This is a genomic window from Micromonospora sp. NPDC007208 (assembly GCF_042869175.1).
Taxonomy (GTDB): domain Bacteria; phylum Actinomycetota; class Actinomycetes; order Mycobacteriales; family Micromonosporaceae; genus Micromonospora; species Micromonospora foliorum.
This window is the reverse complement of the sequence record NZ_JBIAFG010000002.1, coordinates 324,507-346,008: the sequence shown is the minus strand read 5'-3', so window position 1 is coordinate 346,008 and position 21,502 is coordinate 324,507. Positions and strand designations below refer to the sequence as shown.

The following is a 21,502-nucleotide window of genomic DNA, read 5'->3' as shown; positions in this document are numbered from 1 at the left end:
CGATCCACGTTCCTCAGAAGCGCGCGTTGTCACGAACAGAGTTGATCACGCGCCGAACGATGTCCATGTATGCCGTCGGGGCGGTCATCCGCAGTACGAGTTGGCGGTCGACCGCACCGTCCGGATCCGAACGCCAGAATGCGACCACGACGACGCCGTACCTTTCCGCGCCGTTGAGCTTCAGGGTCTCGACCAGGACGACGTACTCCCCGGCGCTGCGCCACTGCAGCCCCCACGCCTCCTCGGCCTTCCGCAGGGCGACGCGCCGTTCCTCGTTGCACTCACGACAGTCACGGACGATCAGCTCGCCGCCGATCTCCGAGTTGTCCCCGATCGAGGTGCCGCAGTTGTACTCCACCTGCCCCTCGGCGCTGCCGCCGGGCGCGCACTCCCAGCCGGCCGGCACCGCGAACTTGAAGCCCACTCCGTCCGGGCTGAGTATCCGTACCGCGTCGCCGCTCGCGAAGGCCGGCCACCGGGGCCAGTCGCCGGGTCGGGGCGGCTCCAGGCCCGGCTGCTGGGGCGGGCTGGTGGGCAGCGAGGCCGTCGGGCCGGACTGGGCCACGCCGGTGGGCGCGGGGCTCGCCGTCGTGGGCTCGGACGGCCCCCCGAAGCTGCTCCACGCGAAGGCACCCACACCACCGACGAGCACCACCACCAGGGCGGCGACCCCGATCCAGAGCTTGGTACGGCTCTTGCGGGGCGGAGAGGGCCGGATCCGTTGGGTTGGCGAGCTGAACGGGTCGTGCGGCGGCGCGGCGAAGGTGTCGGGGCCCGGCCCACTCACCGGGGAGATGTGCGCGGCCGGCGGTGACGAGGTGACCGGCCCCGGCGACGTGGGTACGCCGGAGACGGAGTGCGGGGCGGCGGAGACCAGTTGGCCGGGGATCGGGCCGGACTGCACCGCCCACGGGGCCTGCGGGCCACCGGACACGGGCTGCGGTGGACCCGACACCGGCGGCGCGGACACCGACGGCGGGGCCGACACCGAGGGCGGGGCCGACACCGAGGGCGGCGCGGAGAACGAGGGCGGCGCGGAGAACGAGGGCGGCGCGGACGTCGGTGGGGCCACCGTCGGGGCGGGGGTGTAGTCGACACCGAGGGCCCGGAACAGCTTCTCGGCACCGGGGCCCGCCTCGGCCGGGTAGGCCACCCAGGGCGCGGCCGCGGAGAAGTCGGCGTACGTGTAGGGCATCGGATCGGCCGACTGGGCCAGCAGGTCGGCAGCCCCGGCGAACGCCTCACGCCAGCCAGGTGTGGCCGCCACGGCGGCGTCGAGCACCGCAACGGTGACGAACCGGCCCTGCTCGTCGATCGCGGCCCATGCTTTCCCCACCGGAGACCCGCCGAGCGCGTGGGTGTACCTGTAGGGGCCTTCCGGCTGCATGCGCACTCCTCCGTTGAACCGCCGTGCGGATAGTACCGACCGTCGGCCAACCCGGCCTGCCCCGCCCGGGGCGGCCGGTGGCAGCCGAGAGCGCTTGCCAGTGAAAGTTCTCATGCATAGAGTCGGCCCATGAATGAAGGAGCTGTCGAGGCACCCGCTGACCGGGTGCTCGACCTGTTCCAGGGGGTGCGGCTCACCCCCACCCAGCGCCGAATCGCGCACTGTCTGGTGCAGCACGCCCCCACCGTGGCCTACCTGTCGGCCGCCGAGGTCGCCGAGCTGGCCGGGGTCAGCCAGCCGTCGGTCACCCGGTTCGCGGTCGCGCTCGGCCACGACGGCTACCCGGCGTTGCGCCGCCGCCTGCGCGACCTGACCGCCGCGACGCCGGGCGGAACGACGGACGCCGGCAACGAGCTCCAGCAGGCGGTACGCGCCGAGATGGACAACCTGGATCGACTGGCCGGTCAGCTCGCCGACCGGGACCGGATCGCCGAGACCGGGCGGTTGCTCGCCGAAAGTCGCCCACTGCCGGTGCTGGGCCTGCGCGCCGCCGCGCCGCTGGCCGCGTACTTCGCCTACTTCGCGGCCAAGGTGCACCCGGACGTACGGGTCCTCGACGACGGCGGCAGCCTGCTCACCGACCGCCTGGAACAGGCCGCCGAGGCCGGGGCGTCCGCCGTACTCGCCTTCGTGCTGCCCCGCTACCCCCGGGAGACCCTGGACGCGCTGCGCGACGCCCGCCACGCCGGGTTGACCGTGGTGGCGATCACCGACTCGCCGGTCAGCCCGGCCACCGAGCACGCCGACGTGGTGCTCGCCGCCGCGGTCGGCGCGCAGCTCGTCTTCGACCTGCACACCGCCCCGATGACCCTGGCCATGGTGCTGTTGCAGGCGATCTGCGATGCCGCGCCGGCCGACACCCAGCGCCGACTGGAGGCGTTCGAAGCCTCCGCGGCCCGCCGACAGTTGTTCCTCGGTTGACCGGAGGAGAACCAGAGATGACCCAGCCCATTCGTGCCGCACGGGGCAGCCAGCTCACCACCCGTGGGTGGCAGCAGGAGGCCGCCCTGCGGATGTTGATGAACAACCTCGACCCCGAGGTGGCCGAACGCCCCGACGACCTGGTGGTCTACGGCGGCACCGGCAAGGCGGCGCGGGACTGGCCGTCGTACCACGCGTTGGTCCGCACGCTGACCGCCCTGCGCGAGGACGAGACGATGCTGGTGCAGTCGGGCCGACCGGTCGGGGTCATGCGCACCCACGAGTGGGCGCCCCGGGTGCTGCTGGCCAACTCGAACCTGGTCGGCGACTGGGCGACCTGGCCGGAGTTCCGCCGCCTCGAACAGCTCGGCCTGACCATGTACGGGCAGATGACGGCCGGTTCGTGGATCTACATCGGAACGCAGGGCATCCTCCAGGGCACCTACGAGACGTTCGCGGCGGTGGCCGCGAAGCGGTTCGACAGCACCCTCGCCGGCACGCTGACGCTGACCGCCGGCTGCGGCGGAATGGGCGGCGCGCAGCCGCTCGCGGTCACCATGAACGGCGGCGTCTGCCTGATCGTGGACGTGGACCGCACCCGGCTCGACCGTCGGGTGCACGACCGCTACCTGGATGAGGTCGCCGACTCCCTGGACGACGCGATCGCCCGGGTCCGCGCGGCGAAGCGGGAGCGCCGGGCGCTGAGCGTCGGCGTGGTCGGCAACGCCGCAGAGGTCTTCCCGGACCTGTTGAACCGGGGCGTCGAGATCGACATCGTGACCGACCAGACCAGCGCGCACGACCCACTGGCGTACCTGCCGGTGGGGGTGGAACTGGCCGAGGCCCGGGACTACGCCGCCGCGAAGCCGGCCGAGTTCACCGACCGGGCCCGCGCTTCGATGGCGAGGCACGTCGAGGCGATGGTCGGCTTCCTCGACGCCGGCGCCGAGGTGTTCGACTACGGCAACTCGATCCGGGGTGAGGCGCAACTCGGCGGGTACCAGCGCGCCTTCGACTTCCCGGGCTTCGTGCCCGCGTACATCCGGCCGTTGTTCTGCGAGGGCCGGGGTCCGTTCCGGTGGGCGGCGCTGTCCGGCGACCCGGCCGACATCGCGGCCACCGACCGGGCCATCCTCGACCTGTTCCCGGAGAACGAGTCGCTGGCCCGGTGGATCAAGCTGGCCGGTGAGCGGGTCGCCTTCCAGGGCCTGCCGGCCCGGATCTGCTGGCTCGGCCAGGGCGAACGGGACAAGGCTGGCGTGCGGTTCAACGACATGGTCGCCTCCGGTGAACTCTCCGCCCCGGTGGTGATCGGCCGCGACCACCTCGACACCGGCAGCGTCGCGAGCCCGTACCGGGAGACCGAGGGGATGGCCGACGGCTCCGACGCCATCGCCGACTGGCCGCTGCTCAACGCCCTGGTCAACACGGCCAGTGGCGCCTCCTGGGTGTCCATCCACCACGGCGGCGGCGTGGGCATCGGCCGGTCGATCCACGCCGGGCAGGTGTGCGTCGCCGACGGCACCGCCCTCGCCGGTCAGAAGATCGAGCGGGTGCTCACCAACGACCCGGCGATGGGCGTCATCCGGCACGTCGACGCCGGCTACGAGAGCGCCCGCGAGGTCGCCGACCGCACCGGGGTCCGGGTGCCCATGACGGAGGCGCCGTGAGCGACGACCTTTCCGCCCGGTTCCGGGCGCTGTGGGACGAGATCGCGCCGGTCGGGCGGGACGCCGACAGCGGCGGCTACCTGCGGTACGCGTTGACCGAGCCGGAGCGGGAGCTACGCGCCTGGTTCCGCGCGCAGGCCGAAGGCCGTGCCATGCCGGTCACCGAGGACGGCAACGGCAACCTCTTCGCCCACTGGGGTGACCCGGAGGCGTCCGACGCGGTGCTCACCGGCAGCCACTTCGACTCGGTGCCGCACGGCGGGGCGTACGACGGGCCGCTCGGCATCGTCAGCGCGTTCCTCTCCGTGGACGAGCTGCGCGCCGCCGGCGTCACCCCGGACCGGCCGCTGGTGCTGGGTGCCTTCGTCGAGGAGGAGGGGGCGCGATTCGGCGTACCGTGTCTGGGGTCGCGGCTGCTCACCGGGGCGCTGTCGGCCGAGCGCGCGGCCGGCCTGCGCGACGCGGCCGGGGTGAGCTTCGCCGAGGCGCTCGGTGACCGGCCGGCGGGCGCCCGCCCGGAGTTGCTGGGCCGGTTCGGCGCCTTCGTGGAGTTGCACGTCGAGCAGGGCCGCGCGCTCGTCGAGACGGAGTCGCCGGTCGCGGTGGCCAGCGCGATCTGGCCGCACGGCCGGTGGCGCTTCGACGTCGTCGGCGAGGGCAACCACGCGGGCACCACCCGGATGGCCGACCGGCGCGACCCGATGCTGACCTACGCGTTCACGGTGCTGGCGGCCAACAAGGAGGCCCGGCTGCGCGGCGCGCACGCCACAGTGGGCCGGGTCGCCGTCGAACCCAACGCCACCAACGCGATCCCGTCGAGGGTGACCGGCTGGCTGGACGCCCGGGCCGCCGACCCGGAGACGCTGACCGGGCTGGTCGACGCGGTGCGCGGCAAGCTCGCCGAGCGGGCCCGCCGCGACGGTACGACGGTGACCGTCACCGAGGAGTCGGCCACCCCGGTTGTCGCCTTCGACGGCGGGCTGGCACAGCGGCTGGCCACGCTGCTCGACGCGCCGGTGCTGCCCACCGGCGCGGGGCACGACGCCGGGGTGCTCGCCGCTCATCTGCCCACCGCGATGCTCTTCGTGCGCAACCCGACAGGCGTCTCGCACTCCCCCGCCGAGACCGCGACCGACGACGACTGCGCGGCCGGGGTACGGGCGTTGGCGCGGGTGCTGGAGGAGCTGACATGCCGGTGACACCGACCCGCTGGCTCGCCGAGTACGCCTGGCTGCCCGAGCACGCCGAACCCACCCCCGACGTGCTGATCGAGGTCGACGGCGACCGGATCACGGCGGTGACGCCGCTGACCCCGGGCAGCAGGCCACCGGCCGGGGTCGAGGTGTGCACCGACGCGGTGCCGCTGCCCGGCCTGACCCTGCCGGGCCTGGCCAATGTGCACTCGCACGCCTTCCACCGGGCGCTGCGCGGGCGCACCCACGGCGGGCGGGGTGACTTCTGGACCTGGCGGGACCAGATGTACGCCGTCGCGGACCGACTCGACCCGGACACCTACCTCGCCCTGGCCCGGGCCGTCTACGCCGAGATGGCGCTGGCCGGGATCACCGGCGTGGGCGAGTTCCACTACCTGCACCACCGGCCGGACGGCGGCGCGTACGACGACCCGAACGCGATGGGCGCGGCGCTGGTGGAGGCCGCCGCGCACGCCGGGATCCGGCTCACCCTGCTGGACACCTGCTACGTGACGTCCAGCGTGGACGGTCGACCCCTCGCCGGGCCGCAACGCCGCTTCGGCGACGGCGACGCGGCGCGCTGGGCCGAGCGGGCGGCGGCGTTCCAGCCGACGGACCCGCACGCCCGGGTCGGCGCGGCCGTGCACTCGGTGCGGGCCGTTCCGGCCGATCAGTTGCGCACGGTCGCCGACTGGGCCCGGGAGCGGCAGTCGCCGCTGCACGTGCACCTCTCCGAGCAACCCGCCGAGAACGACGAGTGCCGGGCCGTGCACGGACGCACGCCCACCGCGCTCCTGGCCGAGCACGGGGTGCTCGGTCCGGCCACCACCGCCGTCCACGCCACCCACCCCACCAGCGCGGACCTGACCCTGCTCGGTGACAGCCGGACCGGGGTGTGCCTCTGCCCGACCACCGAACGGGACCTCGCCGACGGCATCGGCCCGGCCCGGCTGATGGCCGACGCGGGCATCCGGTTGAGCCTCGGCAGCGACAGCCACGCCGTGATCGACCTGTTCGAGGAGGCCCGGGCGGTGGAGCTGGACGAGCGGCTGCGTACCCGCCGACGCGGCCACTTCGCGCCGCTCGACCTGCTGAGCGCGGCCAGCGTCGCCGGGCACGCCGCGCTGGGCTGGGCCGACGCCGGGAGGATCGCGGTGGGCGCCCGCGCCGACCTGGTGACGGTACGCCTGGACAGCGCCCGCACCGCCGGGGTGCCGCCGGTGGGCGCGTTCTTCGCGGCCGGCGCGGCCGACGTCGAACAGGTCGTGGTGGACGGCCGGGTGGTCGTGGCCGAGGGCCGACACCTGACCGTCGACGTGCCAGCGGAACTGTCGTCCGCGATCGAGGCGGTGACGCCCGCATGAGCGGCAGCCTGCTGGTCGACAACATCGGGGAGCTGGTCACCAACGGTGCCGGCGAGGGCCCGCTCGGCATTCGCCGCAACGCCGCCGTGCTGGTCGAGGAGGGCCGGGTGGTCTGGGTCGGGCCGTCCGCGTACGCGCCGGCCGCCGACCACCACGTCGACGCCGGTGGGGCAGCCGTGCTGCCCGGTTTCGTGGACAGCCACGCCCACCTCGTCTTCGCCGGGGACCGGGCCACCGAGTTCGCCGCCCGGATGGCCGGCCAGCCCTACACCGGCGGCGGCATCCGGACCACTGTCGGTGCGACCCGGGCCGCCACCGACGAGGAGCTGCGGCTCACCGTGCGCCGGCTGCGCGGGGAAGCGCTGCGCCAAGGCACCACGACCATGGAGATCAAGAGTGGGTACGGCCTGACCGTCGCCGACGAGGCCCGCTCGCTGCGGATCGCCGCCGAGACCAGCACCGAGACCACCTTCCTGGGCGCGCACGTGGTGCCCGCCGAGTACGCCGACCGCCCCGACGACTACGTCGGACTGGTCTGCGGGCCGATGCTGGCCGCCGCCGCCCCGTACGCGAAGTGGATCGACGTGTTCTGCGAGCGGGGCGCCTTCGACGTGGACCACGCCCGCGCCATCCTGGCCTGCGGTCAGGCCGCCGGGCTGGGCGTACGGCTGCACGCCAACCAGCTCGGCCCCGGCCCCGGGGTGCGGCTGGGCGTGGAGCTGGACGCGGCCAGCGTCGACCACTGCACCCACCTGAGCGACGCCGACATGGACGCGCTGGCCGGCACGGCCCACAGTGACGGGTCGGGCACCCGCACGGTGGCGACCCTGCTGCCCGGCGCGGAGTTCTCCACCCGATCGCCGTACCCGGACGCCCGCCGGCTGCTCGACGCCGGTGTCACAGTGGCGCTGGCGACGGACTGCAACCCCGGCTCGTCGTACACCTCGTCGATGCCGTTCTGCGTTGCCCTCGCGGTCCGCGAGATGCGGATGACCCCGGCCGAGGCGGTCTGGGCCGCCACCGCCGGTGGCGCACGGGCGCTGCGGCGCGACGACATCGGTGTCCTCACCCCCGGCGCGCGGGCCGACCTCGTCGTCCTCGACGCGCCGTCCTACCTGCACCTGGCCTACCGGCCCGGTGTCCCCCTGATCCGCCAGGTAATACGCAACGGAGTTCCACAATGACGAACGTGTCCATCCAGCCCACCGGGATCACCGCCGACGACGTGCTCGCGGTGGCCCGCGGCACCGCCACGGTCGTCCTGGCCCCGGCCACCATCGAGGCGATGGCGACCAGTCGGGCCATCGTGGACGGCATCGAGTCGTCGGGCCGTCCCGTCTACGGGGTCTCCACCGGGTTCGGGGCGCTGGCCAACACCTTCATCGCCCCGGAGCGGCGGGCCGAGCTGCAACACGCGCTGATCCGCTCGCACGCCGCCGGGGTGGGCGCCCCGATGCCGCGCGAGGTGGTCCGGGCCATGATGCTGCTGCGGGTCCGGTCCCTGGCCCTGGGCCGCTCCGGGGTCCGGCCGCTGGTCGCGGAGGCCCTGGTCGACCTGCTCAACCACGACATCACCCCGTGGGTGCCCGAGCACGGCTCGCTGGGTGCCTCCGGCGACCTGGCGCCGCTGGCGCACTGCGCGCTGGTGCTGCTCGGGGAGGGCTGGGTGCTCGGCCCGGCCGGTGAGCGGCAGGACGCGGCCGACGCGCTGACCGCCGCCGGGCTCAAGCCGATCGAGCTGGCCGCCAAGGAGGGGCTGGCGCTGATCAACGGCACCGACGGCATGCTCGGCATGCTGCTGCTGGCCATCCACGACGCGACGCACCTGTTCGCCATGGCCGACGTGACGGCCGCGCTGGCCATCGAGGCGATGCTCGGCTCGGAGCGGCCGTTCCTGCCCGAGCTGCACGCGATCCGGCCCCACCCCGGTCAGGCGGCGTCGGCGGCGAACATCCACCGGCTGTTGCAGGACTCCCGGGTGATGGACTCACACCGCGACGACCTGGCGCACGCAGTACAGGACGCGTACTCGATGCGCTGCGCGCCGCAGGTGGCCGGCGCGGCCCGCGACACCCTGGACTTCGTCCGCACGGTCGCGGCCCGGGAGCTGGTCTCCGTTGTCGACAACCCGGTGGTCCTGCCGGACGGCCGGGTCGAGTCGACGGGCAACTTCCACGGCGCGCCGCTCGGCTTCGCCGCGGACTTCCTCGCCATCGCCGCCGCCGAGGTGGGCGCGATCGCCGAGCGGCGGGTGGACCGGCTGCTCGACGTCACCCGCTCCCGGGAGCTGCCGGCGTTCCTCTCCCCCGACGCCGGGGTCAACTCCGGGCTGATGATCGCCCAGTACACGGCGGCCGGGATCGTCGCCGAGAACCGTCGGCTGGCCGCCCCCGCCTCCGTGGACTCGCTGCCCACCAGTGGGATGCAGGAGGACCACGTCTCGATGGGCTGGGCGGCGGCCAAGAAGCTGCGTACCGTGCTGGACAACCTGACCAGCCTGCTCGCGGTGGAGCTGCTGGCCGGCGTACGCGGCCTCCAACTGCGCGCCCCGCTGGCGCCGTCCCCGGCCGGCCGGGCGGCCGTCGCCGCGCTCGGCACGGCAGCCGGCGAGCCCGGCCCGGACGTGTTCCTCGCCCCGGTGATGGAGGCGGCCCGTGCCGTCGTCGCCGGGCCGGAGTTGCGCACTGCCATCGAACAAGAGGTCGGCCCGCTGGGCTGACCTCCGTCGGGTCGCTGTCGTCCGCCGCGGGTCAGGCGGCGGGCGTCAGCGACCTCGCGCCCGTCAGGCGGCCGGCGGCAGCACCTCGCGCCCGTCAGGCGGCGGGTGGCAACACCTTCGCGACCAGCTTGGCCAGCTCGCGCAGCGCCTTGCCCCGGTGGCTGATGGCGTCCTTCTCGGCCGGGGTCAGCTCGGCGTTGGTCCGGTCCTGCCCGTCGCCCAGGAAGATCGGGTCGTAGCCGAACCCGCCGTCACCGCGCGGCGCGCGCAGCACCCGCCCGGACTGCCGGCCGTCGACGAGGTGCTCCTTGCCGCCGGGCAGCACCAACGCCACGGTGCAGACGAACGAGGCGGCCCGCTGCTCGTCCGGTACGTCGGCGATCTGGTCCAGCACCAGCTGGAGGTTGGCCCGGTCGTCGCCGTGCCGGCCGGACCAGCGGGCGCTGAACACCCCCGGCATTCCGTTGAGCGCGTCGACCGCGAGCCCGGAGTCGTCGGCGATGGTCGGCAGGCCACTCTGCCGGCAGCCCTCCCGCGCCTTGATCAGCGCGTTCTCGCCGAAGGTCAGGCCGGTCTCGGGCAGCTCGGCGTACTGCTCGACGTCGTCCAGCCCGAGCAGGGCGATCCGGTGCGCGCCGAGCGCGCCGTCCAGGATCCGCTGCAGCTCGACCAGCTTCTTGCGGTTACGGGTGGCGAGCAGGACCTTGTTCATGCTGAAACACCTTTGTTCGCGACTGCGGGGCCCGCGAGCTCACTCCTCGCGCTCACGCGAGTGCCTTCCGCTGGGCTTCGGCCAACTCGGCGCAGCCGGCGACGGCCAGGTCGAGCAGGGCGTCGAGCTGGTCGCGGGCGAACACGCCCGCCTCTCCGGTGCCCTGCACCTCGACGAAGTCACCCGCGCCGGTGCACACCACGTTCATGTCCACCTCGGCGGCGACGTCCTCCTCGTAGCAGAGGTCGAGCCGGGCCTCCCCCGCGATGATCCCCACGCTGACCGCGGCCACCGAACGGTGCATCACCTTCTCCGGCTTGCCGGCCAACGCCTTTCGGGCGGCGAGCCAGCCCACCGCGTCGTGCAACGCGACGTAGGCGCCGGTGATCGCGGCCGTGCGGGTGCCGCCGTCGGCCTGGAGCACGTCGCAGTCGAGCACGATCGAGTTCTCGCCGAGCGCCTTGAGGTCGATGCTGGCCCGCAGGCTGCGGCCGATCAGCCGGGAGATCTCGTGGGTACGGCCACCGACCCGACCCTTGACGCTCTCCCGGTCGGAGCGGGTGTTGGTGGCCCGGGGCAGCATCGCGTACTCGGCGGTCACCCAGCCGAGCCCGGAGCCCTTGCGCCAGCGGGGCACCCCCTCGGTGACGCTCGCCGTGCAGAGCACCCGGGTGCCGCCGAACTCGACGAGCACCGAGCCCTCCGGATGGGTGCTCCAGCCACGGGTCAGGGTCACCGGTCGAAGTTGAGAGGGCCCTCGCCCGTCAGGTCGCGCCATCCCTGCACCCTATGCGGTGCGGCGATCCACCTCGCTCGGGGTGCCCCGGAGAACGTCCGCGCCGTGCACACCGAGGAACCCGGCGACCGCCGCCGGCCAGCCGAACTCCTCGGCCCGTGCCCGGGCGCCCCGCCGCCGCCGCGCCTCCGGCCGGGCCGCCAGGCGGGTCACCGCCGCCGCCATCGCCACCCCCGAGCCGTACGCCGCCAGCCCGGCCCCGCCGACCACCTCGGGCAGCGCGCTGGCCGCGTTGACCACCACCGGGGTGCCGCAGGCCAGCGCCTCCAGGCCGGCGAGACCGAACGTCTCCACCGGGCCCGGCGCCAGCACCACGTCCGCGCTGGCGAGCAACGCGGCCACCGCGGCCCGGTCCGGCAGGAAGCCGGTGAACGTGACCGGCAGCCCCGCCGCCCGTCGGGCCAGCGCGCCGCGCAACGGGCCGTCGCCGGCCATCACCAGCACCGCCGGTACGCCCGCCCGGCGCAGCTCGGCGAGGGTCTGCACGGCCAACTCCGGTCGCTTCTCCGGGGAGAGCCGAGCGCAGTGCACCAACAGCAACTCGTCGGGGCCGGCGTACCGCTCGCGCACCCGCGGGTCGGCCCGGTGCGGGGCGAAGGTGTCCAGGTCCACCCCGAGCGGCACCAGATCCACGTTGTCGGCGCCGATCCGGGCGAACTCCTCGGCCGCCCACCGGGTCGTGCAGACGACCCGGTCGTACGCCCGGCTGGTCGCCCGGTTGAGCCGGTCGGCGGTGGAGTGGCGCAGCGCGTCCGGTACGCCCCACTGGCCGAGCAGCCCGGTCAGCGACTCGTGCGACACCATCACCGACGGCACCCCGTGCGCCCGCGCCCACCGCCCGGTCCAGCGCAGCGACGACCGGTCGGAGACCTCCAACCGGTCCGGTGCCAGGTCGGTGAGGAGCCGGGCCAACCGGCGTCGGCCAGCCAGCAGCCGGTAGCCACCGCTGACCGGCAACCGCGGCCCGGGCACTGTGACCACCCGCCCCCACGGGTACGTCTCGTCGGCGTCCCGCTGACCGGGTATCACCAGCACCGGATCGTGCCCGGCCGCCCGGTAGCCGGCACCGAGATGCCGCAGCGCGGTACGCAGGCCGCCGGAGCGTTCCGTGACGAAGTTGGCGAGCCGCACGATCCGCAGCCCGCCGGCGGCCGCGGTCACGAGGCGGCCGGCAGACCGGCGGTGGCGGCTACGGCGCGTACCGCGTGGTAGTGCCCGACCAGCTCGTCGCCGACCGCCGCCCAGCTGCGGCGACTGACCGCGACCCGGGCGGCCAGCCCGTAGGCCCGCCGTCGGCCGGCGTCGCCGGTCAGCTCGGCCACCGCCGCGGCGAGCGCGTCGCCGTCGTTCGGCGGCACCAGCAGCCCGGTCACGCCGTGGTCGACGAGGTCGACCGGGCCGCCGCTGGCCGGTGCCACGACGGGCACTCCGGAGGCCAGCGCCTCCTGGATGGTCTGGCCGAAGGTCTCGTGCGGTCCGGTGTGCACGAACAGATCCAGGCTGGCGTAGAGACGTGCCAGGTCCTCGCCCTGCTGCACGCCCAGGAAGGTCACCCCGGGCAGCTCCCTGGCCAACTGGCGGCGGGTCGGGCCGTCGCCGGCCACCACCACCCGTACGCCGGGCAAACGGGACGTCGCCGCCAGCAACTCCACCCGCTTCTCCGGGGCGAGCCGGCCGACGTAGCCGACCAGCAGTTCACCGCCGGGGGCCAGCCGGTCCCGCAGCGCCGCGCACCGCTTGGCCGGATCGAAGCGAACGGCGTCCACACCGCGCCGCCACAGCCAGATCCGCTGCACCCCGTTGGCGATCAGGTCGGCGGCGGCCCGGGTGGACGGGGCGAGGGTGCGCTGCGCCGAATTGTGGATCTCGCGGATCCGCCGCCACGCCGCCGCCTCGCCCCAACTCACCCGGTACGCCCGGGCGTACGCCGCCACGTCGGTCTGGTAGACGGCCACCGTGGGCAGCCCGTGCCGGCTGGCCAGCGTTGCCGCCCGGGCGCCCAGGACGAACGGGCTGGCCAGGTGGACCACGTCCGGCTCGGCCGAGAGCAGCGCCCCGGTCAGTCGGGCGTTGGTCGGCACGCCCAGCCGGAAACCCTGGTAGCGGGGCAGCGGCACGCTGGGAATGCGCACCACCGGGTACGGCAGCCGGTCGATGCCCTGCCGGCCACCGGGTGGGGCGGGCGCGATGACCACCGGCTCATGGCCCCGGTCGAGCAGGTGCTCCGCCGTCCGCACCACGGAGTGGGCGACGCCGTTCACATCCGGTGGGAACGACTCGGTCACGATGGCGATCCGCATGCCCACACCGTGCGGGTGCCACGGGTGCGCCAGACGACCGTCCGCTGACCGGCCGGCGAACAGTACGGCACAACACCGCGGCCCGGCCCCGCGAACCGGGACTCGGTGCGTCAGACGTCGTAGCTCGCGCCGGGCCGGACCACCTCGAGCGGCCCGGTGTACGCGGCGGCGGCCGACTCCAGCGTGTGCGCCTCACTGCCCCAGGCGGGCACCAGGTGGGTGAGCAGCAGCCGGCCCACCCCGGCCTTGGTCGCCGCCTCACCGGCCTCCCGACCGGTCAGGTGCAGATCCGGCGGATTGTCCATGCCGTCGAGGTAACTGGCCTCGCAGAGGAACACGTCGGCGTCCTGGGCCAGCCGCAGCAACGCCTCGCAGGGGGCGGTGTCCGACGAGTAGCACAGCGAACGGCCCTCGTGCTCCAGCCGCACGCCGTACGTCTCGACGGGATGGTTGACCCGGTCGACGGTGACCGTGAACGGGCCGATCGGGAAGGTGCCCGGCTGCAGCGCGTAGAACTGGTACACGTCCTCCACCGAACCGTCGTCGCCGTACGCGGCGCTGAGCCGGTCCGGCGCACCGGCTGGCGCGTACACCGGCAGCGCCGGGTAGGGGCCGTCCGGGGCGTACCGGCGCACCACCACGTACAGCACGGCGTCGAACATGTGGTCGCAGTGCAGGTGGGTCAGCAGGATCGCGTCCGGGGCGTGCAACCCCGAGTACCGCTGGAGGCTGGACAGCGACCCGGAGCCGAAGTCGACCAGGAGCCGGAACCCGTCGGCCTCGACGAGATAGGCCGAGCAGGGAGATTCGGGGCCAGGAAAACTGCCGGCGCTTCCCAGAACGGTCAGTCGCATCGAGTGGTCTCGCTGTCACTATCAGTAGCACCCGTGCCGGCGATGGTCCCGGCCATGATCTCTACCGACGCGTACGCCACGCTGCGCAGCCTACGCTGGCGCACCGGGCGGCAAGAATCATCCAACGGAAGTTGTCACGAACGTGACACCCGCTCGCGGTACGCCGGGAAGCGTACGGGCCGTCGACGGATGTCGACGGCCCGTAATCGGAAGACCAGACCGGTCAGGCCCAGAGCTGCCCCTCCAGGGCGTCCTCGGCATCGGCGAGCGTGCCGCCGTACGCGCCGGTGGACAGGTACTTCCAGCCGCCGTCGCAGACCACGAACGCCACATCGGCCCGCCGGCCGTCGCGCACCGCCTCGTGCGCCACCGCCAACGCGGCATGCAGGATCGCGCCGGTGGAGAACCCGGCGAAGATGCCCTCCACCTCCACCAGCTGGCGGGTGCGCAACACCGCGTCCCGGGTGCCGACCGAGAAACGCCGGGAGAGCACCGAGGCGTCGTAGAGCTCCGGCACGTACCCCTCGTCGATGTTGCGCAGGCCGTAGACCAACTCGCCGTAGCGCGGCTCCGCCGCCACGATCTGAATGCCCTCGACCTTCTCCCGCAGGTAACGCCCGGTGCCCATCAGGGTGCCGGTGGTGCCCAGCCCGGCCACGAAGTCCGTGATGCTGGGCAGGTCGTGCAGCAGCTCCGGCCCGGTCGTCTCGTAGTGCGCCCGTGCGTTGGCCTCGTTGCCGTACTGGTAGAGCATCACCCAGTCGGGGTGCTCGGTGGCGATCTGCTTGGCCGTGGCGACCGCCTGGTTGGAACCACCCGCCGCCGGCGAGAAGATGATCTCGGCCCCGTACATCCGGAGCAGCTGGACCCGTTCGGTGGAGACGTTCTCCGGCATCACGCAGACCAGCCGGTAGCCGCGCAGCTTCGCCACCATCGCCAACGAGATGCCGGTGTTGCCACTCGTCGGTTCGAGGATGGTGTCACCCGTGCGGAGCCGACCAGCCTCCTCCGCCGCCCGGACCATGAACAGCGCCGCGCGGTCCTTGATGCTGCCGGTGGGGTTGCGGTCCTCCAGCTTGGCCCAGAGCCGCACCGGAGGGGCCCCGTCGGGCACCGTCGGGGAGAGCCGGGGCAGGCCGACCAGCGGCGTACCCCCGCAGGCGTCGAGCAGGCTGTCGTACCGCGCCATGGCGGCCGACCTCAGCGAGCCGCGACGGCGTCGCGGACCGCAGCGGTGGCGCTGTGCGAGCTGATCGCCGCTGCCGCCGCGAAACCGAACGCGCCGCCGGCCACGGCCGGCAGGATGGTGACGCTGTCGCCGTCGGAGAGCTTCGCGTCGAGCGCGCCGAGGAAGCGGACGTCCTCGTCGTTGACGTAGACGTTGACGAAGCGGTGCAGCGTGCCCGCGTCGGTGATCAGCCGCCCACGCAGACCGCCGTGCCGGGAATCCAGGTCGGTGAGCAGATCGGCGAGCGTGTCGCCGGTGCCGTCGACGACCTTGGCGCCGCCGGTGTAGCTGCGCAGGATGGTGGGGATGCGAACCTCAATGGCCATGATGTCGAACTCCTCGATCGGGTGTGCCTACGGTGACGGAACGAGACGGCTGCGGCGCTGACAGGTCAGCGGCCGGAACACTCGTAATCGACCGTCGCCGGGCTCTGCCCGAACATGTAGGACTGGACGGCGTGCGGGTCGACGCCGGCCTCCACGACACGAACCGGCTCCTCGGTGACCACGCCGTCGACGATCCGGAACGACCGGATCTCCTCCGAGTCGGGCTCACGGGTCGAGACGAGCAGGTAGTGCGCGCCCGGCTCACCGGCGAAGGAGACATCCGTCCGCGACGGGTACGCCTCGGTGGCGGTGTGCGAGTGGTAGATGACGACGGGCTCCTCGTCCCGGTCGTCCATCTCCCGCCACACGCGCAGGTGCTCCATCGAGTCGAACTCGTAGAAGGTCATCGACCGCGCGGCATTGTCCATCGGGATGTGCCGGGTCGGGGTGTCGCTGCCGACGGGACCGGCGACCACGCCGCACGCCTCGTCGGGGTGATCCCGGCGCGCGTGGGCGACGATCGCGTCGATGATCGACCGGTCGATGCTCAGCACGTGCACCAGCCTAACGCCTGCCGGTCACGGGCCGAAGTGGTGCCGGTCACCCCTAGTCGATCAAGGCGTTGAGCAGCGACTCCTGTAGATAGCCGAGATAGGCGTAGACCGACAGCTGGAACACCCGGCTGGAACCCGGGTCCTCAGCGACCGCGTCGTCCAACTCCTCGCCCAGATCCGTGCCGTCCTTGATCTCCAGGCGGACGCCCATCGCGAGCCGGGCGTCGTTCAGCGCCCGCAACCACGCCTCGGCGGCCTCGGCGTCCAGCCGCACCTCGCCGCCGGCGTCGTCGGGCAACGCGGCCAGGATCGCCCCCGCCTGATCGATCTTCGCGGTCTTCAGGTCGCCCTCGGTGTAGCGGCGGAACTCGGCGGTGCCCGGAGCGTCCTGTGGGTAGACCGCCGGAAAGAGCCGACCGACGACCGGGTCGGTGTGGTCGAAGCCGTCGGTGAGCAGACCCACCACCTCGGTGGCGACCTTGCGCAGCACCCGTACCTCGTCGACGGCGAAGACGGCGACGTAGCGACCGGCCTGGCGATGGAACATGCTCATGATCTGTCCACCGTCGCCCACAGCCCGTACGCGTGCAGCTGCGACGCGTCGTGCTCCATCCGTTCCCGGGCACCGGTGGAGACCACGGCCCGGCCCTTGTGGTGCACGTCCAGCATCAGCTGCTCGGCCCTCTCCCGGCTGTAGCCGAAAAGCTTCTGGAAGACCCAGGTCACGTACGTCATCAGGTTGACCGGGTCGTCCCACACGATCGTCACCCACTGCCGGTCGGACGCCGGCACCTCGTCAGTGTCCGGCGTCTCGACCGGTACAACCTGCGGAGCTGCCATGCCCCCCATCGTGCCACCGGTTTCCCGGAACCGAGGAACCGGAACGCCGGCCCGGCGCGGATCACCCACCCCGGGCACCCCCGACCCGCCCCGGACGCCATCGGAGGCGGGGTCCGGCCCGGACCCGGACCCACCGGTGGGCGCGCCGTCAGGCGAGCAGAATGCCGTGATCGACTGCATCGGAGAGCACCACGCCCAGCGAGAGGCGGATCACCTCGAACCGTCGGGAGATCTCCCTGGACAACCCCAACTCGACCTCACGCACCGCCCGTTGGGACCAGGCCCGCGCCGCGCTGTGGTCGTCGTTGCCGGGCGTACGCCACTGCTGCCAGCACCCGCCGGACAGCGCCACCGCGACCGGCGGGAGCACCTCGGCCCGGGACGCCACCGGATAGCTGGCGGCAGCGTCGATCGCCTCCGGGCCGGTCAACTCGGCCACGCCGGCCGTACTGGTGATCAGCAGCACCTTGTCCAGTTCGTGGCCGGGCCGGTGATCGGCCAGGCCGTACTGCACGGCGGCAGCGATCCGGCGTCGCACGCCTTCGGTCGGCGGCGCGCCGAGCACCCGGGACGCCGCGTCGGTCACGATGCCGCGCACCGCCTGATCGCACTGCGCGGTGGCCAACAGCGACAACGCCGCCATCTCCCGGTCGAGGAGATCCGGTAGGCCGGCACAGCCGACGCCGAACACGATCTCCTGAACGGCCCGCAGGTGGATGTTCGCCAATTCCAGGGCGAGGTGCTGGCGGATCCGCTGAGAACACGAGCGGGCGTGCCGGTCCAGTCGTTCGGACCAGTCACCCGGATCGGCGGCCACGGCGACGCGACCCTGCTGGCCCGGCAGGACCGGTGGGTCGACGCTGGCCCGCTGCAACCCCTCACGCGACGCCCAACCCACCAACGCCCGACGCAGGTCGGCGGCGGTGTCGGCGTCGTCCACCGGGAACCACCGCGCGCCGGCCAACGCCGGCACCGCGGCCAGGAGGGCCGCCCGGTGTGCCTCCACCGTCACCGCGACCGCATCCACCTCGGTCTCCGCACCCCCGACCGGCGGGACGGACGCCCCCGCGCCCTCCGTAGTCGCCGTGCCATCGGCCAGCGGAGCCCAGCCCGCCGCGCCGGGAGTGACCGCGAAGACGACCTCCACCGAGGTCGGGGCGACCTCGGCGAGAAGGTTCAACTCGGCGGCGGTGAAGGCCTGGTCGGCGGCGATCACGAAGAGCAGCGCGCCGGCTCGGCCCACCGCTTCGAGCAGCACCCGGGTGCCGGACACGCCGAGGGTTGCGGTGTCCGGAACGTCGATCAGGGTGAAGTGCCGCAGCAGTGGCTCGGGCACGCTCAGCTCGACCCGCCGGGGCGGGCGGGCCAACGCCGGACCGGCGGCGTCCCGGTCCGCACCGTACGAGTGCGGCTGACGGTAACCGGGCACGAACGCCGCCCGGGTCGGCACCTTGGCGTTGCGCACCACCAACCAGCTGCCGGCCGGCACGGTGAGCATGACCGGATCGAGCCCGAGCAGGGTGGCGAGCACGGCGCGCCGCTCGGCGCCGGCCGGGCCGACGGCGACCACACCGAGCGGCTCGTCCGGGGCGGCGCCGGACACGCCGACCCGGGAGGGGAGCGGGCCGCAGGTGGGTAGGTCGGTGGGGCCGGTCATGTCGTCCGGCGAGTCGACCGAGGGGAGAGGGCCCTGCTTCATCAGGTGCCTCCCGTTGCAGGTGACCGGAGGTCCGGTCGCGAAAATTCCGGTACGTCAACCCGGATGTTCGGAAGACTACGGGCGTGCCGGCGACCGGGCGGAACACCTCGAATACTCACGGGTAATTGTGCGGTTACTCAACTTCGCACGGTGACGGTGCGGGCGCGGACGGATTCCGGTCGATATGCTGCGCGAATGAGTCGATGGGAGTTCGTCGGCCGCACGGATGAGCTCAACCGCCTGTTGGAGGCGGTGACCGGTGAGGCCGGCCGCGGGCTCTTCTTCAGCGGCAGCGCTGGCATCGGCAAGAGTCGGTTGCTGCGCGAGGGCGTGGGCGCGTTGCCCACCGACCGGTTCGCGATCTGGTCCATCGCCGCCAGCGCCACCACCGCGGCGCTGCCGTTCGGCGGGCTGGTCCAGGTGCTCCCCGCCGAGCAGCCCCAGGGTCTCTCCCCCGCCGGTGTCCTGCGCTGGGCGCTCAACGTGCTGCAACAGCAGGCGGCCGGCCGACGGATCGTGCTCGCCATCGACGACGCCCACCTGCTCGATCCGCCCTCGGCCGCACTGGTGCACCTGGTCGCCCGGGCCGAGAACGCCACAGTGGTCGGCACCCTGCGCGACGGCGAGCAGATCCCGCTGCCGATCCGCGCACTCTGGACCGACGACCTGGTCGAGCACGTCGAGCTGACCCCGATGCCGCAGGCGGAGACCACCGACCTGCTGGCGGCGATCCTGGGCGGCCCGGTCGACGCCGGCTCCGCCGACCGGCTCGGTCGGCTGTCGGCCGGCAACCCGCTGCTGCTGCGCGAGCTGGTGCACGCCGCCAACGGCAGCGCTGAGTTGAAGCGCACGTACGGGATCTGGAAGTGGACCGGGCGACTGGAGCTGGCGCCCAACCTGACCGACCTCATCGACACCCGGGTCGGCAAGCTCACCGACGGCGTCCGCGCGGTCGTCGAGCTGGTCGCGTTCGGCGAACCACTGGGCCTGCACCTGCTGAGACAGGCCGCCGAGCAGTCGGACGTGGAGACCGCCGAGGAACGCGGGCTGATCACCGTGGTCCAGCACGACCGGCGCACAAACGTCCGGCTGGCGCACCCGCTCTACGGCGAGGTGATGCGCCGTCGCTGCCCGGTGAGCCGCACCCGTCGACTCCAGGCACACCTCGCCGAGCTGCTTGAACAGGTCGGCAAACGCCGCCGCGACGACCTGTTGCGGGTGGCCGTCTGGCGACTCGACTCGGGCACCGCCCAGGATCCGGCCCTGCTGCTGGACGCCGCGGTGCAGGCGTTCACCCGCTACGACGTGCCGCTGGCGACCCGCCTGGCGCGGGCCGCGCTGAACGCCGACGGCGGCTACGACGCGGCGGAGCTGCTGGCCACCATCCTGATGTTCGCCGACCGGCCGGAAGAGGCGATCGACGTCCTCGACGCGGTGACCCCCGAGCCCGGCGACGAGCGGCGGCTCTGCCGCTGGCTGACCGTACGCGGCATGGTCAGCTACTGGGGGCTGAGCCGGCAGTCCACCGTGGAGGAGATCGCGAGCCGGGTCGAGCAGCTCAGCGACTCCGCCGACCGGTCCCGGGTGCACGCCTTCGAGGCGATCATGCGCCTGCACGGAATGGACACGGCCGCCGCGGTGCAGCTCAGCCGACAGGTACTGGACCGGCCGGCGGCCGGCGTCGCCGCCCGCGAGCTGGCCCGTTCCACCATTGCGTACGTCCAGGCCGCGCAGGGCGAGCTCACCCGCAGCGGTACGGCTATCGCCCAGGTGCACTCTGCCGCGGCCAGTTGGCGCACCGACATGCCATACCTCCAGTTGGCCCTGGAACTGGCCCGGGGCACCCGACTCATGCTCACCGGCGACCTGGCCGGGATCGACGCGATCGTGGCCGACGAGTTCGCCGACCTCGCCGGAGCCGGCGACTTCCGCCTCGGCACCGGCTACCTGGCCATCCTCCAGGCGTACGCGGCCCGGCTGCGCGGGCAGAGTGACGCGGCCATGCGGACCTCCCTGGGCGCCTGCGCGGTGCTGGCCACGAGTCGGGTCTACGCCGGTCTGGCCCAGGCCGAACGCGCCCAGTCGGCGGCGCTGCGCGGTGACGCCGCGCAGGCGGTCGCGGCGATGGCCGAAGCCGACCGCACCCACGCGCCGGGCATGGCGGTGCTCTACCCGTGGCTGGAGCAGGCTCGGGGCGCGTCGCTCGCCGCCTCGGGCGACCTGCCGGGCGCTGTCAAACACCTCGGCGACCTGGTGGATCGGCTGCGCTCGGACGGCTTCGCCGGGCACGAGGTGCACGTCCTGCACGACCTCGTCCGACTCGACCAGGCGGGCATGGCGGTCGGGCCCACCTGCTCCGACGGTGGCCGGCGCACCGTCGCGCAACGCCTCGCCGAGCTCTCCGAGCGGGTCGACGGGGTGCTGCCGCCGCTGCTGGCCCGGCACGCCCGCGCCGCGGTGACCGACTCCCCCACCGATCTGCTCGCGGTCGCCGACGACTACGCCGCCCTGGAGTTGACCGTGTACGCCGCCGAGGCCACCTCCCAGGCCGTCCAGCGGCTGCGCCAGCAACACTCGGCTGCCGCCAACGACGCCCGGGAGCGCCTCGCCGGGTTGCTCGGGCGCTGTGACCTGATCCGGACGCCGGCGCTGCAGGCCGGCGCGCCGGTGCTCACCGAACGGGAGTGGCAGGTGGCCCGCCTCGCCGCACACGGCGCCCCGAGCCGGGCCATCGCCGAACGGCTCTACCTCTCGGCGCGCACTGTGGAGAACCACCTCCAGCGGATCTACGCCAAGCTCGGCGTCACCGGGCGGGCCGAACTGTGGGCGGCGTTACGCTCGATCCCGGGCCACGACGGCGGCGACGGGAGCTGAACCTT

At 73.5% G+C, this 21,502-nt stretch carries 19 protein-coding genes; 7 read left to right on the top strand and 12 right to left on the bottom strand.

What is annotated here, in order from left to right:
* Window positions 1-13: 13 nt before the first annotated feature.
* Window positions 14-1,387 (bottom strand): hypothetical protein, encoded by a 1,374-nt coding sequence (locus tag ACFYL6_RS05065; protein ID WP_387167625.1) that lies wholly within the window; start codon window positions 1,385-1,387, stop codon window positions 14-16.
* A 129-nt stretch (window positions 1,388-1,516) separates the two neighbouring features.
* On the opposite strand from ACFYL6_RS05065, the gene ACFYL6_RS05060 reads away from it, so the two are divergent.
* The 6 genes from ACFYL6_RS05060 to hutH are packed head-to-tail and all read left to right on the top strand — an operon-like array spanning window position 1,517 to window position 9,314.
* Window positions 1,517-2,368 carry a MurR/RpiR family transcriptional regulator gene (locus tag ACFYL6_RS05060; RefSeq protein WP_238659564.1) on the top strand — a complete coding sequence of 284 codons (852 nt, stop codon included), beginning with the start codon at window positions 1,517-1,519 and terminating at the stop codon, window positions 2,366-2,368.
* Between the two features lie 17 nt (window positions 2,369-2,385).
* On the top strand, window positions 2,386-4,038 hold the full coding sequence (gene hutU / locus ACFYL6_RS05055) for a urocanate hydratase (protein WP_387167622.1): 1,653 nt from the start codon (window positions 2,386-2,388) through the stop codon (window positions 4,036-4,038).
* A complete protein-coding gene (locus tag ACFYL6_RS05050; RefSeq protein WP_387167619.1) occupies window positions 4,035-5,237 on the top strand; it encodes an allantoate amidohydrolase in 1,203 nt (400 codons plus the stop codon). Before hutU ends, ACFYL6_RS05050 begins: the two co-directional genes overlap by 4 nt.
* Window positions 5,228-6,595: a formimidoylglutamate deiminase gene (locus ACFYL6_RS05045; protein WP_387167616.1), complete on the top strand. Its 1,368-nt coding sequence runs from the start codon at window positions 5,228-5,230 to the stop codon at window positions 6,593-6,595. Before ACFYL6_RS05050 ends, ACFYL6_RS05045 begins: the two co-directional genes overlap by 10 nt.
* Window positions 6,592-7,779, top strand: coding sequence for an imidazolonepropionase (gene hutI, locus ACFYL6_RS05040; RefSeq protein WP_387167613.1), 1,188 nt, complete (start codon window positions 6,592-6,594; stop codon window positions 7,777-7,779). Before ACFYL6_RS05045 ends, hutI begins: the two co-directional genes overlap by 4 nt.
* Window positions 7,776-9,314: a histidine ammonia-lyase gene (gene hutH / locus ACFYL6_RS05035; protein WP_387167610.1), complete on the top strand. Its 1,539-nt coding sequence runs from the start codon at window positions 7,776-7,778 to the stop codon at window positions 9,312-9,314. Before hutI ends, hutH begins: the two co-directional genes overlap by 4 nt.
* Before the next feature lie 94 nt (window positions 9,315-9,408).
* Here hutH and rdgB read toward each other — a convergent pair whose 3' ends face one another.
* The 11 genes from rdgB to ACFYL6_RS04980 all read right to left on the bottom strand — a co-directional run bounded on the left by rdgB (window position 9,409) and on the right by ACFYL6_RS04980 (window position 18,623).
* Window positions 9,409-10,026 (bottom strand): RdgB/HAM1 family non-canonical purine NTP pyrophosphatase, encoded by a 618-nt coding sequence (gene rdgB / locus ACFYL6_RS05030; protein WP_196921337.1) that lies wholly within the window; start codon window positions 10,024-10,026, stop codon window positions 9,409-9,411.
* A gap of 52 nt (window positions 10,027-10,078) precedes the next feature.
* The gene (gene rph / locus ACFYL6_RS05025) at window positions 10,079-10,804 is read right to left on the bottom strand and encodes a ribonuclease PH (protein WP_030487206.1); all 726 of its coding nucleotides are present in this window, start codon (window positions 10,802-10,804) and stop codon (window positions 10,079-10,081) included.
* A 9-nt stretch (window positions 10,805-10,813) separates the two neighbouring features.
* Window positions 10,814-11,983 (bottom strand): glycosyltransferase, encoded by a 1,170-nt coding sequence (locus ACFYL6_RS05020; protein WP_387167606.1) that lies wholly within the window; start codon window positions 11,981-11,983, stop codon window positions 10,814-10,816.
* Window positions 11,980-13,122 (bottom strand): glycosyltransferase family 4 protein, encoded by a 1,143-nt coding sequence (locus tag ACFYL6_RS05015; protein ID WP_387167603.1) that lies wholly within the window; start codon window positions 13,120-13,122, stop codon window positions 11,980-11,982. Before ACFYL6_RS05015 ends, ACFYL6_RS05020 begins: the two co-directional genes overlap by 4 nt.
* Window positions 13,123-13,232: 110 nt before the next feature.
* Complete coding sequence (locus ACFYL6_RS05010; protein ID WP_387167600.1) at window positions 13,233-13,976, bottom strand: MBL fold metallo-hydrolase; 744 nt, start codon at window positions 13,974-13,976, stop codon at window positions 13,233-13,235.
* 223 nt (window positions 13,977-14,199) lie between these two features.
* Window positions 14,200-15,165 carry a PLP-dependent cysteine synthase family protein gene (locus tag ACFYL6_RS05005; RefSeq protein ID WP_387167598.1) on the bottom strand — a complete coding sequence of 322 codons (966 nt, stop codon included), beginning with the start codon at window positions 15,163-15,165 and terminating at the stop codon, window positions 14,200-14,202.
* 11 nt (window positions 15,166-15,176) lie between these two features.
* The gene (locus ACFYL6_RS05000; RefSeq protein ID WP_387167595.1) at window positions 15,177-15,530 is read right to left on the bottom strand and encodes a MoaD/ThiS family protein; all 354 of its coding nucleotides are present in this window, start codon (window positions 15,528-15,530) and stop codon (window positions 15,177-15,179) included.
* A 65-nt stretch (window positions 15,531-15,595) separates the two neighbouring features.
* Window positions 15,596-16,084, bottom strand: a complete 489-nt coding sequence (locus ACFYL6_RS04995) for a Mov34/MPN/PAD-1 family protein (protein ID WP_030487200.1) — start codon at window positions 16,082-16,084, stop codon at window positions 15,596-15,598.
* Window positions 16,085-16,136: 52 nt separating this feature from the next.
* Window positions 16,137-16,637, bottom strand: a complete 501-nt coding sequence (locus ACFYL6_RS04990; RefSeq protein WP_238661313.1) for a DUF2017 domain-containing protein — start codon at window positions 16,635-16,637, stop codon at window positions 16,137-16,139.
* On the bottom strand, window positions 16,634-16,924 hold the full coding sequence (gene clpS, locus ACFYL6_RS04985) for an ATP-dependent Clp protease adapter ClpS (RefSeq protein ID WP_030331276.1): 291 nt from the start codon (window positions 16,922-16,924) through the stop codon (window positions 16,634-16,636). Before clpS ends, ACFYL6_RS04990 begins: the two co-directional genes overlap by 4 nt.
* A 148-nt stretch (window positions 16,925-17,072) precedes the next feature.
* A complete protein-coding gene (locus ACFYL6_RS04980; RefSeq protein WP_387167592.1) occupies window positions 17,073-18,623 on the bottom strand; it encodes a hypothetical protein in 1,551 nt (516 codons plus the stop codon).
* 195 nt (window positions 18,624-18,818) lie between these two features.
* On the opposite strand from ACFYL6_RS04980, the gene ACFYL6_RS04975 reads away from it, so the two are divergent.
* Window positions 18,819-21,497, top strand: a complete 2,679-nt coding sequence (locus tag ACFYL6_RS04975; protein ID WP_387167589.1) for a LuxR C-terminal-related transcriptional regulator — start codon at window positions 18,819-18,821, stop codon at window positions 21,495-21,497.
* Window positions 21,498-21,502: the final 5 nt, after the last annotated feature.

Excerpts from the sequence above, each read along its gene's own strand:
- ACFYL6_RS05065 (WP_387167625.1), bottom strand. The coding sequence starts at position 1,387 with ATGCAGCCGGAAGGCCCCTACAGGTACACCCACGCGCTCGGCGGGTCT.
- ACFYL6_RS05060 (WP_238659564.1), top strand. The coding sequence starts at position 1,517 with ATGAATGAAGGAGCTGTCGAGGCACCCGCTGACCGGGTGCTCGACCTG.
- hutU (WP_387167622.1), top strand. The coding sequence starts at position 2,386 with ATGACCCAGCCCATTCGTGCCGCACGGGGCAGCCAGCTCACCACCCGT.
- ACFYL6_RS05045 (WP_387167616.1), top strand. The coding sequence starts at position 5,228 with ATGCCGGTGACACCGACCCGCTGGCTCGCCGAGTACGCCTGGCTGCCC.
- hutI (WP_387167613.1), top strand. The coding sequence starts at position 6,592 with ATGAGCGGCAGCCTGCTGGTCGACAACATCGGGGAGCTGGTCACCAAC.
- hutH (WP_387167610.1), top strand. The coding sequence starts at position 7,776 with ATGACGAACGTGTCCATCCAGCCCACCGGGATCACCGCCGACGACGTG.
- rdgB (WP_196921337.1), bottom strand. The coding sequence starts at position 10,026 with ATGAACAAGGTCCTGCTCGCCACCCGTAACCGCAAGAAGCTGGTCGAG.
- rph (WP_030487206.1), bottom strand. The coding sequence starts at position 10,804 with ATGGCGCGACCTGACGGGCGAGGGCCCTCTCAACTTCGACCGGTGACC.
- ACFYL6_RS05015 (WP_387167603.1), bottom strand. The coding sequence starts at position 13,122 with ATGCGGATCGCCATCGTGACCGAGTCGTTCCCACCGGATGTGAACGGC.
- ACFYL6_RS05010 (WP_387167600.1), bottom strand. The coding sequence starts at position 13,976 with ATGCGACTGACCGTTCTGGGAAGCGCCGGCAGTTTTCCTGGCCCCGAA.
- ACFYL6_RS05005 (WP_387167598.1), bottom strand. The coding sequence starts at position 15,165 with ATGGCGCGGTACGACAGCCTGCTCGACGCCTGCGGGGGTACGCCGCTG.
- ACFYL6_RS05000 (WP_387167595.1), bottom strand. The coding sequence starts at position 15,530 with ATGGCCATTGAGGTTCGCATCCCCACCATCCTGCGCAGCTACACCGGC.
- ACFYL6_RS04990 (WP_238661313.1), bottom strand. The coding sequence starts at position 16,637 with ATGAGCATGTTCCATCGCCAGGCCGGTCGCTACGTCGCCGTCTTCGCC.
- clpS (WP_030331276.1), bottom strand. The coding sequence starts at position 16,924 with ATGGCAGCTCCGCAGGTTGTACCGGTCGAGACGCCGGACACTGACGAG.
- ACFYL6_RS04980 (WP_387167592.1), bottom strand. The coding sequence starts at position 18,623 with ATGAAGCAGGGCCCTCTCCCCTCGGTCGACTCGCCGGACGACATGACC.
- ACFYL6_RS04975 (WP_387167589.1), top strand. The coding sequence starts at position 18,819 with ATGAGTCGATGGGAGTTCGTCGGCCGCACGGATGAGCTCAACCGCCTG.